The sequence below is a fragment of the Caproiciproducens sp. genome, from assembly GCF_053840905.1.
This window is the reverse complement of the sequence record NZ_JBNLXQ010000006.1, coordinates 126,117-142,096: the sequence shown is the minus strand read 5'-3', so window position 1 is coordinate 142,096 and position 15,980 is coordinate 126,117. Positions and strand designations below refer to the sequence as shown.

General features: G+C 56.3%; 17 protein-coding genes. 5 read left to right on the top strand and 12 right to left on the bottom strand.

What is annotated here, in order from left to right; genetic code table 11:
* The first annotated feature begins 227 nt into the window (after window positions 1-227).
* The 3 genes from rbr (at window position 228) to ACQGQ5_RS08020 (ending at window position 2,674) form a co-directional block, all read left to right on the top strand.
* A complete protein-coding gene (rbr, locus tag ACQGQ5_RS08030; RefSeq protein WP_455736006.1) occupies window positions 228-767 on the top strand; it encodes a rubrerythrin in 540 nt (179 codons plus the stop codon).
* Between the two features lie 238 nt (window positions 768-1,005).
* Entirely contained in the window at window positions 1,006-1,851 is an 846-nt protein-coding gene (locus ACQGQ5_RS08025) for a motility protein A (RefSeq protein ID WP_455736005.1), read from the top strand.
* The gene (locus ACQGQ5_RS08020; protein ID WP_455736004.1) at window positions 1,841-2,674 is read left to right on the top strand and encodes an OmpA/MotB family protein; all 834 of its coding nucleotides are present in this window, start codon (window positions 1,841-1,843) and stop codon (window positions 2,672-2,674) included. The genes ACQGQ5_RS08025 and ACQGQ5_RS08020 overlap by 11 nt, the downstream gene beginning before the upstream one ends.
* Before the next feature lie 23 nt (window positions 2,675-2,697).
* On the opposite strand, the gene ACQGQ5_RS08015 is transcribed toward ACQGQ5_RS08020, so the two are convergent.
* The 12 genes from ACQGQ5_RS08015 to yfbR all read right to left on the bottom strand — a co-directional run bounded on the left by ACQGQ5_RS08015 (window position 2,698) and on the right by yfbR (window position 12,736).
* Window positions 2,698-3,333: a DUF6179 domain-containing protein gene (locus tag ACQGQ5_RS08015; RefSeq protein WP_455736003.1), complete on the bottom strand. Its 636-nt coding sequence runs from the start codon at window positions 3,331-3,333 to the stop codon at window positions 2,698-2,700.
* Window positions 3,323-3,835 (bottom strand): DUF6323 family protein, encoded by a 513-nt coding sequence (locus ACQGQ5_RS08010; RefSeq protein WP_455736002.1) that lies wholly within the window; start codon window positions 3,833-3,835, stop codon window positions 3,323-3,325. The genes ACQGQ5_RS08015 and ACQGQ5_RS08010 overlap by 11 nt, the downstream gene beginning before the upstream one ends.
* 767 nt (window positions 3,836-4,602) lie before the next feature.
* Window positions 4,603-5,232, bottom strand: coding sequence for a CatA-like O-acetyltransferase (locus ACQGQ5_RS08005; RefSeq protein WP_455736001.1), 630 nt, complete (start codon window positions 5,230-5,232; stop codon window positions 4,603-4,605).
* Between the two features lie 97 nt (window positions 5,233-5,329).
* Window positions 5,330-6,160, bottom strand: coding sequence for a 16S rRNA (cytidine(1402)-2'-O)-methyltransferase (gene rsmI / locus ACQGQ5_RS08000; RefSeq protein WP_455736000.1), 831 nt, complete (start codon window positions 6,158-6,160; stop codon window positions 5,330-5,332).
* Window positions 6,157-6,912, bottom strand: coding sequence for a tRNA1(Val) (adenine(37)-N6)-methyltransferase (locus ACQGQ5_RS07995; RefSeq protein WP_455735999.1), 756 nt, complete (start codon window positions 6,910-6,912; stop codon window positions 6,157-6,159). Before ACQGQ5_RS07995 ends, rsmI begins: the two co-directional genes overlap by 4 nt.
* 257 nt (window positions 6,913-7,169) lie before the next feature.
* Entirely contained in the window at window positions 7,170-7,340 is a 171-nt protein-coding gene (locus ACQGQ5_RS07990; RefSeq protein WP_455735998.1) for a DUF362 domain-containing protein, read from the bottom strand.
* Between the two features lie 82 nt (window positions 7,341-7,422).
* Window positions 7,423-8,292, bottom strand: coding sequence for a PSP1 domain-containing protein (locus tag ACQGQ5_RS07985; protein ID WP_455735997.1), 870 nt, complete (start codon window positions 8,290-8,292; stop codon window positions 7,423-7,425).
* Between the two features lie 28 nt (window positions 8,293-8,320).
* Entirely contained in the window at window positions 8,321-9,193 is an 873-nt protein-coding gene (locus tag ACQGQ5_RS07980) for an ATP-binding protein (RefSeq protein WP_455735996.1), read from the bottom strand.
* On the bottom strand, window positions 9,190-9,513 hold the full coding sequence (locus ACQGQ5_RS07975; protein ID WP_455735995.1) for a cyclic-di-AMP receptor: 324 nt from the start codon (window positions 9,511-9,513) through the stop codon (window positions 9,190-9,192). Before ACQGQ5_RS07975 ends, ACQGQ5_RS07980 begins: the two co-directional genes overlap by 4 nt.
* A gap of 131 nt (window positions 9,514-9,644) precedes the next feature.
* Entirely contained in the window at window positions 9,645-10,928 is a 1,284-nt protein-coding gene (locus tag ACQGQ5_RS07970; RefSeq protein WP_455735994.1) for an aminotransferase class I/II-fold pyridoxal phosphate-dependent enzyme, read from the bottom strand.
* Window positions 10,929-10,984: 56 nt separating this feature from the next.
* On the bottom strand, window positions 10,985-12,043 hold the full coding sequence (locus ACQGQ5_RS07965; protein WP_455735993.1) for an LCP family protein: 1,059 nt from the start codon (window positions 12,041-12,043) through the stop codon (window positions 10,985-10,987).
* 111 nt (window positions 12,044-12,154) lie between these two features.
* Window positions 12,155-12,736: a 5'-deoxynucleotidase gene (gene yfbR / locus ACQGQ5_RS07960; RefSeq protein WP_455735992.1), complete on the bottom strand. Its 582-nt coding sequence runs from the start codon at window positions 12,734-12,736 to the stop codon at window positions 12,155-12,157.
* Between the two features lie 442 nt (window positions 12,737-13,178).
* On the opposite strand from yfbR, the gene ACQGQ5_RS07955 reads away from it, so the two are divergent.
* Window positions 13,179-13,397 carry a hypothetical protein gene (locus tag ACQGQ5_RS07955; protein WP_455735991.1) on the top strand — a complete coding sequence of 73 codons (219 nt, stop codon included), beginning with the start codon at window positions 13,179-13,181 and terminating at the stop codon, window positions 13,395-13,397.
* 126 nt (window positions 13,398-13,523) lie between these two features.
* On the top strand, window positions 13,524-15,965 hold the full coding sequence (locus ACQGQ5_RS07950) for a YfhO family protein (RefSeq protein ID WP_455736078.1): 2,442 nt from the start codon (window positions 13,524-13,526) through the stop codon (window positions 15,963-15,965).
* Window positions 15,966-15,980 lie beyond the last annotated feature (15 nt).

Genomic DNA, 15,980 nt, shown 5'->3' with positions numbered 1-15,980 from the left:
TCTAACCCCAGCCTCCCTCCGTGAGGGGGTTTGTTTCGGGGTCCTTCGAAACCGATTCAACAGATAACTATCTGAGAGCATCGCCGTAGGCGCGTGCCGACCGCAGGTCCCATTTTTTGGAAGAAAAATCGGATGTTTTCTTGCGTGGGGCGGATTCCTGATGTATAATTGACTCAGGCAAACAAATTCTATCTATATGGAAATTTATCTGAAGGAGGAACTTTATCATGGAATTAAAAGGAAGTAAAACAGAAGCGAATTTATTGGCTGCATTTGCGGGTGAATCCCAGGCAAGAAACAAGTATACCTTTTACGCGTCCAAGGCGAAAAAGGACGGATACGAGCAGATCGCGGCCATTTTTGAAGAGACTGCCAACAATGAAAAAGAACACGCGAAGCTGTGGTTTAAATATCTGCACGGCGGCGAGGTAGGCCCGACAACGGATAACCTGGACGACGCGGCGAGCGGCGAGCGGTATGAGTGGACCGAAATGTACAAGGAATTTGCCGATGTCGCCGAGCAGGAAGGCTTTACCGAGATCGCGCAGACCATGCGCCTGATCGCAACCGTGGAAAAGAGCCACGAGGAGCGTTACCGCAAGGTCCTGCAGAATATCAAGGAAGACATCGTCTTCAAAGCAGGGGAAGAGACCGTCTGGGTCTGCCGCAACTGCGGTTATATCTATATCGGCAAGAACGCGCCGGAAAAATGCCCCGCCTGCAAGCATCCGCAATCCTACTTCGAGCGCAGAGCGGTCAATTATTAATCCAAGCTTTCAAAAGAGGCGGGCCGTGCGGCCCGCCCTTCAGTCAAAAAGGCAAAGCATCGGAAACGGTGCTTTGCCTTTTTGGGTTGACAGCGGGAAACAAGAGGTCACATATTTTATCATTTTCTTTATGAAAACTTAATAGGTTTTAAAAATAAGATTATTAAGTTTTTGTAGAATAAAACGATATATATTATAAAAATAAAATGACAATTCAAGTAGATTTGAAGGGAAAAAGATGAGAAAACATGATCACTCCACCGCCTTTGGTTTGATTTGCGGGGCTATGGTAATCGCGATCAGCGCCATATGGGGGAAAAAGGACATCAGAAGCGCGCTGCTGCTTTTTTATGATGTCCCGTCGATTTTTATTGTGCTGGGCGGGTCGTTGTGCGCCATTGTGGTCGCCTTTCAATGGGATACGATTAAAAGCGTGCCGTCCATCCTGAAAAATGCTTTTCTGGACAAACAGCTTCCCAAAAAAAAGACCATCGAATTGTTTGTGGAGCTGTCCAAACAGGCGCGCAGAACGGGAATTTTATCGCTGGAAAACAATCTGGAGAAAATTACCGACAAATACACGAAATCGGGGATCATGCTGGTCATCGACGGCACGAATGAAGAGACGATCCGAAGGATCAAGACGCTGGAAATAGACAACACCATCGAAAGGCATAAAAAATGCATCCAGCTGTTCCGGCTTTGGGCGAACCTCGCGCCGTCGTTCGGGATGCTGGGCACCTTTATGGGCCTGATTCAGATGATGGGGAATTTTCAGGATATGAGCAAGTTTTCCGCTGCGTTCGCGACTGTGCTGGTCACTTCGTTCTACGGGGTCATTCTGGCCAACCTGGTATTTTCTCCGCTTGCCAATAAGCTGGATATCAAAAATTCCGAAGAGATCAACAGAATGCAGATGGTTCTGGAAGGAATCATAGGCATCCAGACGGGAATAAGCCCCAGAATTATGGAAGATAATTTGAAGGCTTTCCTGTCGCCGTCGGAAAAGTTGGGCTACGAGCTGGTGGATATCAAAAATCTCAAGAGCCGCGGCGACGAAAAGGTAAAGAACCATGTCGCTTAAAAACAGTCTGGAAAACTCGGAGGACAACTGGCTGATTTCCTATGCCGATATGATGACGCTGCTGCTGTTCCTGTTTATTATTCTGTACGCCATGGCGGTGCAGAAGGAAGGGGCAAACCAAATACCTGCCGCTTCCGCCGCCCCGGCCGCGTCTGCCGCCGGTCAGGCCGCGGACCAGAGCAGTGCGGGGGAGACGGCCGCGTATTATTATATCGACAAAAACAGCTCCGCCGCGGGAACCGCAAGCAAAAGCAGTTCGGGCAGCAAAAGCGCCGCGGCAAAAACCGCGGCGGGCAAGAGCGCCACAGGCAAAAGCAGCAGTACGAAAAAAGTCGGTACCGCGGCCAAAAGCAGCGCGGGAAAGAGCAGTACCGGCAAGAGGCCCACGTATAACGAGGTGGAATCGTTTGTGGAAGGCAGCAGCCTGAAAGGCACGGTGAGCGTACAGCAGGTGGAGACCGGCATCGTGTTCGACATTCAGGCCGAGGTGCTTTTTGACGAGGGAAGCTCGCAGCTCCGGCCGGAGAGCGATACGATCCTCGATAAAATCGGCAAATATATCGGGTCGCTGTCAAACGACATCATCATCGCCGGACACACCGACAACCAGCCCGTCGACACGGGAAACTACCAGTCGAATTGGGAGCTTTCCTGCGATCGCGCAACCAAGGTGCTGAGGTATTTTACGGATACGGAAAAGCTGGCCCCGCAGAGGTTCCAGGCGGTGGGGTACGGCGGATACCGGCCGATCGCGGACAACGGCACCGCCGGCGGAAGACAGCAGAACCGCAGGGTCGAGGTGATCGTCGTTGAGGTGCCGTGAGCGGAAATCAGAGCGGCCCGCCCCTATTTCTGTTCCAGAATCAGCTCTTTGATATTCATCAGCATTTCGCGGTAGTCCAGATGATGCCTGACCCCGTGGGTCAGCAGCAGGGCGCGGATATAATTTTTGCCGTACCCGGCGCAGAATTCGTTTTCCTCCAGCAGTTCCATCAGGTAATTGCGGATATAGAGCACGCCGGTAACGTCCTGATCGTCCTGACAAAGCGGGTAATCAATGGTACAGGCGCCCTCGTGCGCGTGAAAGCGCGGGTCGTAGGACTGAAAAAATTCCTTGATTCCGACGTCGATCGTATGATTGTAGGCAATCAGCTCCGTCTGCACGCGGGTCGCTTTCACTTTCTTTAAAAGCTGTCTGCACTCGGTAACATACTGCCTGACAAGCTCCAGCCCGCTGAAAAAAATCTGCTGCAGATCCAACGCGCGCAGCGCGGCGTACGGGTCGGGCAGGGTGTTGAGGTAGGCGGTCATGCAGTAAAGCATGGATTCAAAAAGGGACTGCGCCGTTTCCACGGGCACCGAATTGCTTTCGTAGCCCGTGTACCGCAGAATCTCCTCGCTGAGCATGTTCAGCAGGCGGGCCTGCACATCCTGAATTTCATCCGGATTTAAAAAAGCGGCGATCGCGGCGTTACTGTTCATCCAAATCCTCCTTTTCGTCCTCATCCAGCTCGTCCGGCTCCGGGTTCATATTGGTATAGTCTGCCCGGCCGAAGCGCAGATTTTCCGCCAGCTTCTGCAGCTCCCTGTTCGCCAGCAGGTCCAGCGAACCGCCGCAGCGGTTTTCAAAGGCGTCCTTCATAAAAGCGATCAGCTCGCTGTCCGAAATCAGGTCGAGCGTTTCATTTTTATAGTAGTAAAACAGCTCGATCAGCTCGTGCAGGACCGGGGAATAATTCTGCTGGCTGAGGTAGGCGGAGCCGCAGAAGGCCTCGACCAGACGGCCAATGGTGGCGCTGCCGATTTCAATGCGTCCGTTTGCGCTGAGCGCTTCGGCGCGCGACTGGATCAGCGCGGAAACGTCCGTGGGGGAAAGCGTCAGACCCAGGGGCTCCGTTTTTTCATTCAGGCTTAAAAGCTGGGCGGCGGCAGTCGGGTCGGAAAACAGGTCGAGAGAAAAGACGGCGGATAGGCGGCTGTCCAATCAAAAATCCCCCTAAAAAATATTTTTGAAAAACCTATTGACAAATGGAAACAGATATGCTAAACTATAAACAGTATTATGAGAATAATATATATGTTCGCCATTCAACAGTATACCATTGATTCGTAAAAGAGTCAATGGCTTTTTTTTTGCAGTGCGAAAACTCCCGGCACAGCCGGGAGTTTAAAAAAGCTTTAGCGGTGAGCAAAAATGCAGGCTGAACCTTATCCGCAGTCCTGTGCATTTCTGTTTTTATAAACAAAAAGAGGCGGCGGGGGAAAGATCTATTAGGGGGATCCCTTCCCGCCGTCCCTTTCGGCAAGACGCAAAAAAACGCCGCACACGGATGACTCACCCATATACAACGTTCTACATCAAAGCGCACGGATATTATCAACGAACCTCTGTACAAAAACCGAAAGAGGCGGTATAATAATAACCGCAATGTGCTGATTATTCAGTTGCCTATGGAGGTACTTGCTCCGTAAGCAGGGGGCGGGGTGCTGTAACACTCCGTTCCTGCATTGCGCTTTTTATTGCGCCTTACAAGGGCATTATAGCGCGTTTTTTCCCGTAACGCAAGAGGGAATGTAAAAATATGACAGATTACCAGTGGAAAACCGGCGCCGGGAGTGTCTTCCGGCGCCGGTCTTATTACAAAACCCCCTCCCGCTGAACTCCTCTTGCGCATCACCGGTTGAACTTACTGAAGAGCAGGAATGCGAAAGGGGGCGGGGACGGGCATAGCCGAAACTCCGGCCGCGCGGTCAGCAGCGGTCCAGATCGCGCTGCAGCCGTTGCACATATCTTCCGGCATGAACGCCGTCCATCAGCGCGTGGTTCGCCTGAATGGAAAAAGGCAGGAGCGTTTTTTCACCGTCCTTAAAATATTTTCCCCAGGCGATGCGCGGAATGGAATCGTTCCTGTCCAGCGCGATGGGATGCGTCACCTGCGTAAAGGAAAACCAGGGAACGCAGGTGAGGTAGAGCACGTCGTCGCGCTCCTCCTGCGCCGGGTCCATAAACGTCTTTTGCGCGGCGGACGCGCGCGACGCTTTTTCCGAAAAGGAGCAGATATCTTCCGTTAAATCGACTCCTACGCACTTGAACAGGTCGCTGTCCCTGTCAAGATCGGTAAAGGAGGGGTGTACTTTGTCGTGAAGAACCACCCGGCCCCCGCGGATGCGGCAGCGGAATTCGGGGATTTCGTTCGCCGCCCGGGTCACGGCGAAGCCCATCGCGTAGTAGAAGGAAAGCCGGCGCTCCTTCACAAAGGGCAGAAATTTGGTGATGTCCAGATTCAGGCTGACGCTGAACATCGGATATTCCATTTTATAAAAATGCCGGAAATGCTCTTTTCTGGGCCATGTTTCCATATCGATGTATTCCACTTTCATCCCCGCTTCCCTAAGTCCTGTTTGAAAAAATCAGCAAACCGCAGGCCCGGCTAAGGCTGTGCCGTCCGGCGTAAAAATGGCCGGAATGCGGCGGATTTCAATCCTGCCGTAAAATCGCCCGGTAGATCTCGCCTTTTTTGAAACCGGTCTCGGCGGCGGCCTGTCTGGCGGCGTCCGAGGCCGAAAGGCCGTCTTCCATATATCTTTTCGCGAAGGCGACGCCGTCCTCCAGTGCAAACGATGCCTGTTCCTTTTGGGGCGCGCCCTCGATCACCAGCACAAATTCCCCCTTCGCGCCGCCGTCGGCGTAGCGCGCGGCGGCTTCGGACAGGGTGGTGCGGATGACCTCCTCGTGAATCTTCGTCAGCTCGCGCACCAGCGCGATGCGCCGGTCGCCCCACGCCGCGAGCATGTCGCTCAGGGTGGTGGAAAGCTTGTGTGGCGCTTCGTAAAAAATCATGGTGCGGGTCTCGTTTCTGACTTCCTCCAGATGCTCCCGGCGGCTTTTTTTGCCGACGCTCAGAAAGCCCTCGAACGTAAAGCGGCCGGTCGGCAGCCCGGAAACCGCCAGCGCCGAAACGACGGCGCTCGGGCCGGGCACAACGTAAACCGGGATTCCGCGCTCCGCGCACTGGGCGACCAGAAGCTCCCCGGGGTCGGAAATGGCGGGCATCCCCGCGTCCGAAACGAGCGCGCAGGTTTCCCCGGCCTCGATGCGCGCGCAGATCACGTCCCCGCGCTCGCGCTTGTTGTGCTCAAAATAGCTGACCATCGGTTTTTTGATGCCGAAACGGTTGAGCAGCTTCAGCGTGACCCGCGTGTCCTCCGCGGCGATGAAATCGGCTTCCCGCAGGGTTTCCGCCGCGCGCGGGGAAAAATCGGAGAGATTGCCGATCGGCGTGCCGACCACCATTAATTTTCCGCTCATGTTGCCGCCGCTCCTTTGTTCCGCGCGTATTCGCCGTAGATTGCGGTCATTTCCTCAGAGTATCCGCCGCCGTCCTCGATCAGCAGGACGGGATCGATCACCATGCCGGGTTTTCCGCCCCGGTTTGCCTGTAACAGAAAAAGCGACGGGGGCTTGTCCGCGCGCTGCTGCACCAGGCGCAGGCGCTTGGGTTCCAGCCCCGCGCTTCTCAGGTCCAGCAGGACGCCGCAAAGGCGCTCCGGGCGCAGGCAGCAGCAGAAGCGGCCGCCGAACCGGAGCAGGTACGCCGCGCTGCGGGCGATTTCCGCAAAGCTGCACGCAACCTCGTGCCGCGCGACGCGGCGGGACTCCTCCGGATTTTTCAGGCCCGCGCCCTCTTCCTTATAAGGCGGGTTGCAGGCGATGAGGTCGAACCGGTTGGCGGGCAGGGCGAAATTTTGCTTGATCGCGGTCATATCGCAGCAGAGCAGCCCGACCGTGCCGGTCAGACGGTTCAGCTCCACGGAGCGGCGGGCCATTTCACAGGCCTCCCGCTGAATTTCCACGCCGTAAATTTTTTTCGGTTTTGCCTTCGCGCACCAGATCAGCGGGACGGCGCCGCAGCCCGTGCCGAAATCCGCGCAGATTTCGCCTGTTTTCGGCAGGGAAAACGACGCGAGCAGAACGGTGTCGGTGTTGAAGCGGTGCGCCTGCGAAACGATCACCGAAATATCGCGCGAAAGCGGTTCAAGATGTTCATCGGGTAAAAGCATAAGGTCCCCCGGTCATCCCTGTTTTTACAGGATTCAAAGAATACTGGCTTTCAGGAGTTTTGGCTGATTTCTAAAATTTATTACACATGCAGCGGCGCTTCTCACCCCCGCCCCCTCCCGCCCACAAAGCGAAATCGAAAGCATTCCGGTGCGGAAAGGGGTTGGGCAGGGGTGGGATCGGCATCGCCGGAGGTTTTCGCGCCGCAAAGAAAAAAGACGGCGCGCAACAACGCTCCGCCTTTCGTCCACATGTAAAATTATTCCTGTACGGGAGCGCCTACGGGGCAAACATCCGCGCAAGCACCGCATTCTGTGCAAAGATCAGCGTCGATAACGTACTTGCCGTCACCTTCCGAAATTGCGTTTACAGGACAGCCTGCCGCACATGCGCCGCAGGAAATGCAGTCGTCACTAATTGCATATGCCATGGGAAACACCTCCATATAAAATTACAACATAATTTTATCATAAATAACAAAAATTGCAACTGTAATCAGGTAAAAAATAAATTTAATCTTTTTCCAGTTTTTTCAGCTCTTCCAGCTCGCCGCGGTCAATATTGACCTGTCCGCCCTTGATCAGCTTTACCTGGCCCGCCTTAAAGGTCTGGGGGGCGGCGTCCGGCGCGGAGTCGAGCCGCACCTGCAAAACGCCGGTCAGCATGTTCAGGTCGGTAACGGTGCCCCTGCCCGCCGGCGTGGTCACGATGGAGTTTACGCTCGGGGTGGAGCGGATCAGGTCCTGATAAGCCTCCTGCTCGTATTTCAGGCAGCACATCAGGCGCCCGCAGGTGCCGGAAATTTTGACCGGGTTCAGGGAAAGGCCCTGCTCCTTGGCCATCTTGATGGAAACCGGCTGAAAACCGCCCAAAAAGGTCGAGCAGCAGAACGGCCGGCCGCAGATGCCCAGCCCGCCGAGCATTTTCGCCTCGTCGCGCACGCCGATCTGGCGCAGCTCGATCCTGGTGCGGAAAACCGACGCTAGGTCCTTGACCAGCTCGCGGAAATCCACGCGCCCGTCGGCGGTAAAATAAAACAGGATTTTGGTGTTGTCAAAGGTGTATTCCACGTCCACCAGCTTCATTTCCAGCTTGTGGGCCGCTATTTTCTTCAGGCAAATCTGAAAAGCCGACTTTTCCTTCGCGGCGTTTTCCTCCATCTTTTTCAGGTCGTCCCTGGTGGCGACGCGGATCAGCTTTTTCAGCGGCTGCACGATGCCTTCGTCGCTGATCCGGCGGTTTTCCATCGCGATTTCGCCGCATTCAATTCCGCGGGCGGTTTCCACGATGACCATATCGCCCTGCTTCAGTGTATTCCCGTCGGGGTCAAAATAGTATATCTTGCCTACATTTTTAAAACGAACGCCAATTACTTCGGCCATGGGAACCTCCAATATCGTAAAATAGGGACTATCTTCCGGCGCCGGCGCGCAGATTCGCGCACAGAGCCGTTGCCAGCAGCGCCGCGTTCGCGTTCAGGTCGAGCGCGCGCTGCGCCTTCCGCACTTCGTTCAGCAGGGTAAGAAGCTTTTCGCGGGTCAGTCCCGCGCCGAGCGCCGCCGCCGCTTCCCTTTGACCGGAAAGGCAGGTGCTCCCGCCCGAACGGAGCGCCGCCGCGTCGCGCAGAATCAGCCCGAGCTGGGGCAGGACGGCGCGCAGCCTGTCTTTATCTTTTGAAAGATCCGCCGTCAAATACAGCAGGTCCGTTTCGTTTGCGGCGGTGATCGCCGCCGCCAGTTTTTCCATATACGCGGGGTCGGCCTCCGTTTCCGCGCGTGCGCCCTCCAGCGAGAAAATCTGCGCGCGGGAGCGCACGGTGGGCAGGAGCGCCGAAGCGCTCGCGGCCGTCAGCAGGAACAGCACGTTTTCCGGCGGCTCCTCAAAAACCTTTAACAGGGCGTTCTGGGAAATTTCGCTCATATTCTGTACGCCGTAAAGGACGTAAACCTTGGTCTGCGCTTCATGGGGCCGGATGTACGCGTCCGAGCGGATCCGGCGGATGGCGTCGATGGGAAAGGCGCGCGGGTTCGCGTCGCCGTCCAGCGTGAGGATATCGGGGTGGGAACCGGCCCGCGCTTTGACGCAGCCCGGGCAGCCGCCGCAGGGACGGACTTCGCCGGAGCACACGGCGGCTTGGGCCAGCGCCGCGGCCAGGGCGTTGCGCTCCCGCGCGGGACCTTCCAGAATGATCGCGTGCGCAAGCCGGCCCTCGCCGAACGAGAGCGCAAGCTGCTCTATGATTTCCTCATTGCCGGAAAATCCGCCGATGCGAAGACTGGTCATACCTTCTCAAACCGGTCCACGCTTAAAACAAAAATGGTCGACCCGCCGACGGTGACTTCGACGGGGAACGAGGAGTAGACGCCGACGTCCATGGTCGTCGTGCTCGGAACAAGCTGGGTGCGGCGGCTGCTCTGCTTTGAAATGATGGAGATGACCTGATCGACCTTGTCATCATCCGTGCCTACGATGAAGGTGGTGTTGCCCGCCATTAAAAAACCGCCGGTTGTCGCAAGCTTGGTAACGGAAAAGCCGTCCTTGGTCAGCGCCGCGGAAACCATGCCGCTGTCGTCGTTGCTCACAATCGCAAGTACCAGTTTCATAATGAATCCCTCACTTTTATCATTTAACGGAAAGAACGGATATTCAAATCTGATCCAACAGCAATATTCAAAATCCGCGGAAAATATTTTCCGTTTCGCTTTTCCGCTTAATTTGTCTGATTCCTGTTTTATTATTTTAGCACTTTTATTGAAAAAAAGCCATACCCCTGTAAAAACCGGAGAACATCTTTTGTAATTTCCTCCCCGGGCATCACGACGGGGACGCCCGGCGGGCAGGGGCACGCGGCCTGCGCCGCGACTCTGCCCAGCGCGTTTTCCAGCGGAACCGTCTCCGCGGCGGAAAAAACGGCTTCGCGCAGACCGGTTTTTACAGGGGGCGGGGAAGGAAGCTCCGGCGTTCCGGGAAGCGGGGGCCGCGCCGGAAGCAAATCGATTGCGTCCTTTAGACGGGCGAAATCGCTTTCCGTATTGAACGGAGTCGCAATGAACACCACATGGGCGCCGTCGGCGTACTCCGGCTCCACGCCCGCGCCGCGGAAAATTTCCGCTGCCGCGGTACCCGAAAGGCCGATGGAGGCGGTGTTCAGCGTGATGCGCGTCGGGTCCGACAATCCCTCCGGAAAAGAAATACCGTGTTCGAGCGCGGCGAGCCTGATTTTCTGAACGCGCTGCTGCAGGGCGGCGTACTCGCCTTTGTGCGCTTCCAGCCACGCGCGGGCCAGATCGAGCGAGGCCATCACCGCGTAGTTGGGGCTGGTGGAGCCGAAAAGCGCCATGGCGTCCTTGGCGCCGTCCGCGAACCGGCTGTCCGCGATATGGAGCCAAGCGCCGCCGGTCAGCACGTTCAGCGTTTTGTGCGCGGAGCAGGCGGTCATGCTCGCGCCGAGGGTGAGCGGATGGAGCACGGGGTCGGTGAACATCAGGTGCGCGCCGTGCGCGTTGTCCACAAGAAGCGGAATATCCGCCTGTCTGCAGGCCCGCGCGATCGCGGGAATGTCCAGCAGCTCCCCGTAGTAGTTGGGGCTGGTGACGTAGACGGCCTTTGCGTCCGGATTGCCTTCCACGGCGGAGACGATTTCCCCGGGCAGCACCCAGACCGGCTGAATGTCCAGCAGCGCCATGGCGTTGACCGCGCTGCGGTGCAGCACCCGGGAGCAGACGACCTTTCCGCCGTCCGGCGCGGCGAGCCGGAGCATGGCCTGGATGCACAGGGTGCAGCCGCCCGCGGAGATGCAGGTGCGTTCTGCGTGAAACAGCTTTGCGGCCAGACGCTCGGCTTCCAGAATCGGGCCGTCCGCCTCAAACAGGCTGTCCGTGTCCGGCAGCTCCGTAAAATCCAGGGAAAATAAATCCTGCGGCAGAGAGAGAGGGTTGTTTTTATGGCCCGGCGTGTGGAACGAAGCGCGATTTAAGTCCCTGTGCTTCACCAGCGCGGTATAAAGCGGAGTCGGCATAGCCGGTTTCTTCCTTTCACTGAAAAACCGCACGGCTCAAACCGTGCGGCCTCTGATTATTTTCCCTGATAGGTTTTGCTCGGCAGATCCGTTTCATAGATGAAATCCGCGACGGTTTTCCGGCATTTTTCAAGGTCGGGCACCAGCACGTCCGCGGGGGAACCGCCGATGGAGACCCGCTGGGAGGTATATTCGTTATTCGCGGGAATGCGGTTCTGGCTGACGGGGTAATTCAGGTAGGTCAGCGCGTTTGTCGCCATATTCAGCACTTCGTTTTTTGTCATATTGGTGGTAACAAGGGGAAGAATATCGTACAGCGCCTGATTGACGGTGCCGAGGCTCGCTGTTTTAAATTTGTCGACGATGCTGGAAAAAACCTTGCGCTGGCGCTCGGTGCGCTCAAAGTCGTCGCCGATGGCGCGGATACGCGAATAGTAAAGCGCCTGCTTGCCGCTCAGCAGGAAGGTGCCGGCGGACAGGTTGCGCCTGGAATCGCCGGAGTTCTGGTTGATCAGCTTCGCTTCGCCGGAAGTGATGGTCATGGTCACGCCGCCGAGCTTGTCCACAATTTTGGAGAAGGACGCGTAATCGATCAGGACAAAGCGGTCGATGTCGGTGCCGAAGTTCGCTTCAATGGTGGAAACGGAAAGCTGCGGGCCGCCGGAAGTGTATGCCACATTCAGTCGCTGGCTGCCGTGGCCGGGGATCGCGACGTACATGTCGCGCATAAAGGAGGTCAGCTTCAGCTTCTTGTGGCGGGAATCGACCGAAACCAGCATCATGCTGTCGCTGCGGCCGGGATCGTTCGGCTGGTAATCGTCCACGCCCATGACCAGAATATTGGTGATGGCGTCGTCGTGGTACAGCCCGCCCAGAACGCCCGCCTGCGCGCTGGTGTCGCCGCTGGCGGTTCCCTCCTGAAAAATCGGGGCGGTTTCCACCTTGGAGACGGGATCCTCGGGCGGGACAAAATTGATCCTTCCAAGCATCTGGTCGGCATAAACGCAGCCGACGCCGGAAAGAAGAAGGACGACACTCAAAAATAAGATCGCTATATTTCGGATGAGAGCTTTTTTACCTTTGCCCTTATTCGGGCTTTTCTTTGTTTTATTCACAACATCAGTCCTCAATCGACATTTTTTAAGATAATAACCATTATATTATAACCGCTTGCGGAAAAAGAATAATTTTTCGAAAGAATAATTTTATGAACAGAATATGGAAGTTCAGTCCTGTTCGTCCAGCGTCAGAGCGTAGGAGGGAAGGAATTCCGCGACGAAGCAGTCGGCCTCCGGCAGGTGCAGATCGCTTACGGTCCGGCGCAGGGAGGCTTCCGCCTTGGTAAATTCGGAATTGCCCATCCCTTTTTCCTCCATGCATTTGATGACGGCGGAAAGCTTGTCCGCGGCTTTGACAAGAGGCAGAAGCTCCCGGTCACCCTCCTGCGCTGCGGTGAAGATCGACTCGTAGCTCGGCTTCAGATCGTCCGGCAGAAGGCTCAGAAGCTTTTCCTGCGCGACGGTTTCGACCTCTCGGTAGGCGGAGCGGATTTTGGGGTTGAAGTATTTGACCGGCGTGGGAAGGTCGCCGGTGATGATCTCCGCCGCGTCGTGGTACAGCGCAAGCAAAGCCGCGCGCTCCGGGCTGACGTGGCCGCCGAAGCGCGTGTTGCGCAGCACGGCCAGCGCGTGGGCGATGACCGCGGTTTCAAAGCTGTGTTCGCTCAGGGTTTCGCTGCGGGTGTTGCGCATCAGCCCCCAGCGGCAGATGTATTTCATGCGCGACAGCATCGCATAAAAATGAAACATGGTATTTTCCCCTTTCATGAGAGTATCACCGAAGGCGCCGCTTCAGGCTGAAACTCCCCCGGTCAGGACCTGCCGGTCCGGGCTTCGCCTGCCCGGCTCAAGGGAAGAACTCCCTCAGTCAGGCTTTGCCTGCCAGCTCCCTCAAAGAGGGAGCCTGAAAAAGCTGAGTCCCCGGCCTCCCTCCGTGAGGGAGGTGTCGCGCTCGGCGCGACGGAGGGAGTTTTCTCGGGAGTAACTGCCCGAGAGCATCGCCGCAAGTAGGAGTTGATCGTCAGCTTCGCCCTCAGGCCGGGCGGGCCCCTACTTTCGCTCTTGTCCGAAAGTAGGCAAAGGACGCGTAGGGGGATTTTAAATTCCCGGCGGGAGGGCTCCATAAAATCCCCCTGCACCCCCGGGGTATCCCCAAAGTACCTTTGTGTGGCACGATACTGTTGTGGTCTTCATGGACGGAGGATACGGAAAGGCAGGATTTGGCCCCCTCCTTGAAGAGGCCGAAAAAGACCAAACCCTTGCCTCCCTCTTAGAGGGAGGCGTCGCGCTCGGCGCGACGGAGGGAGTTTCCGGGAGCGACTTCCCAAGAGCATCGCCGCAGGCGCTTGCCGACCGCAGGGTCCCGCAGACGAGTGCCGACCGCAGGGTCCCGTCTTTTACGACATTATAACCAATATAATAACAAACGGTAAATATTGCAAGAAACAGTCTTGTAATTTTTAAATTCGCTTTGTTCAGACAAAACCGTGTGATATAATATGTTAATCAGGAATATGGGGGCGACAGTTTGACAGGTGTGCTGACCCGCAAAGGGAGACAAAATTATTATTGGAAGGCCCTGCTTTACGGCATGGGAATAGCTTTTCTCTTTTTCATACCTTTTATTATTTTTGATAACGGTTATTTTTTGTTTTACGGCGACTTCAACGTACAGCAGGTCCCGTTTTACCAGATGTGCCACGACGCGGTGCGCAGCGGCAATATCGGCTGGAGCTGGACAACCGACCTGGGCGCCAATTTTATCGGCTCCTATTCGTTTTACCTGCTGGGCAGTCCGTTTTTCTGGCTGACCATCCCATTCCCCAGCTGGATGGTGCCGCACCTGATGGGTCCGCTGCTGATCCTGAAATTCGGCTGCGCTTCCCTGACGGGCTTTCTCTATCTGAAAAGGTACGTCAAAAATCCGGATTACGCGGTCATCGGCGGAATGCTGTACGCGTTTTCGGGCTTTTCGGTCTACAATATCTTTTTCAACCACTTTCACGAGGCGATTATCTTTTTCCCGGTGATGCTCTGGGCGCTGGACGAATATATCTACACCCGGCGGCGCGGCATCTTCGCGGTGACGGTGTTCGCCTGCTGCTTTGTCAATTACTATTTCTTTGTGGGACAGGTTGTTTTCACGCTGCTTTACGGGTTTACCCGTCTTTTGACCGGCAACTGGAAAATCACGCTCAGGGACTTCCTGCTGATTATCTGCGAGGCCGTGATCGGCGTTCTGGGCGCCGCCGTCCTGCTGGTGCCGACCATTTTGGCGGTGGTCCAGAACCCGCGGGTGGACAACCCGCCCGAGGGCTGGAACGCGCTGCTCTACGACTGGAACCAGCGCTATGTCCACATTCTGGAATGCTTCTTCTTCCCGCCGGATATTCCGGCCCGGCCCAACTTCACCCCGAAGTCGGAAGCGAAGTGGGCTTCGCTCGGCGCATGGCTGCCGCTGTTCAGCATGACCGGGGTCATCGGCTTTTTGCGTATGCACAGGGAGCACTGGCTGAAAAAGCTGCTGGGCGTCCTGTTCCTGATGGCTTTTATTCCGATCCTGAATTCCGCGTTCCAGCTTTTCAACGCGTCGTATTACGCGCGCTGGTTCTATATGCTGACCCTGATGATGAGCCTTGCGACGGTGATCTCGCTCGAGAGGGAGTGCATCGACTGGAAAAGTTCCATCAAATGGACGGCCGGCATCACGCTGGGAATCGCGCTGCCCATCGGGCTGATGGTGACCACGACGCAGCAGGACGGGCAAAAGGTGACTTCCTTCGGGTTGGAGGATTACCCCACCCGTTTCTGGACGTATGTGGCGATCGCGCTTTTAAGCCTGACCCTGCTGACGATTATTTTCAAGTGGTACCGACGGGATAAAAAGCTGTTTATCCGCCGCTGTATGAACGGGGTGGCCCTGATTTCCGTTCTGTATTCGCTGTTTTTCATCGCGCTGGGGAAAACCCAGAGCGACGACGCCCACCGGGAGCTGATCCCTTATTCCCTCAACGGCGGGAAAGACATCCAGCTGCCCGACACCAGAAACTGCCGCATCGACGTGTACGACGGCATGGACAATCAGGCCATGTTCTGGCAGATTCCGACGATCCAGGCCTTCCACAGCATTGTGCCGGGCTCCATTATGGATTTTTACCCGTCCATCGGCGTCCAGCGCGACGTGGGCTCGCGGCCGGAGGCCAAGTATTACGGCCTGCGCGGACTGACCAGCTGCCGCTGGCTGTTTGACCCGGTACAGAGCGGCAAGAATTTCGCGGGGGACGAGGGCGGGGATACCCCGGCGATGCCCGGCTGGACGTTCTACGCGGTGCAGAACGGCTTCAATATTTACGAAAACGACTATTATATCCCCATGGGGTTCAGCTACGATTCCTATATTACCCGCGCGGAATACGAGCAGGTGGACAAGGAGAGCCGCCATCTGCTTCTGCTGAAAACGCTGGTGCTGGAAAACGACGACGTGCAGAAGTACGCCGGGATTCTTCCCCATAACGACGATTTCCTGTCCAGTGAATTCACGCAGAGCGCCTATTTCGAGGACTGCCTGAACCGGAAGTCGGAAGCCTGTTCCTCCTTTGAGCGGGACAACAGCGGCTTTACCGCAAAAATCACCGCGGACAAGGAACGGCTCGTATTTTTCAGCGTCCCCTGGGAAGGCGGCTGGAGCGCGCAGGTCAACGGCAAACCGGCGGAAATCGCCAAGGTAAACGTCGGGTTCATGGCGGTGAAGGTGCCGGCCGGGGAGTCGGTCGTCCGCTTCGACTACGCGACGCCGGGCCTGAAGCTGGGCGCGGCGGTATCCGCAGGCGGCGCGGTGCTGTATCTGGTATTTTATCTTGTAACCCGGGCGTATGACAAAAGGAAGCCGCGCAAGCGGAAAACGTACCGGATCAAATACGAGGAACTCCCGGCGGAAGAGGTGCGGCCGGCGCCCGAGGCACTGGAAACGACACAATGACATCTTATCGGAGGA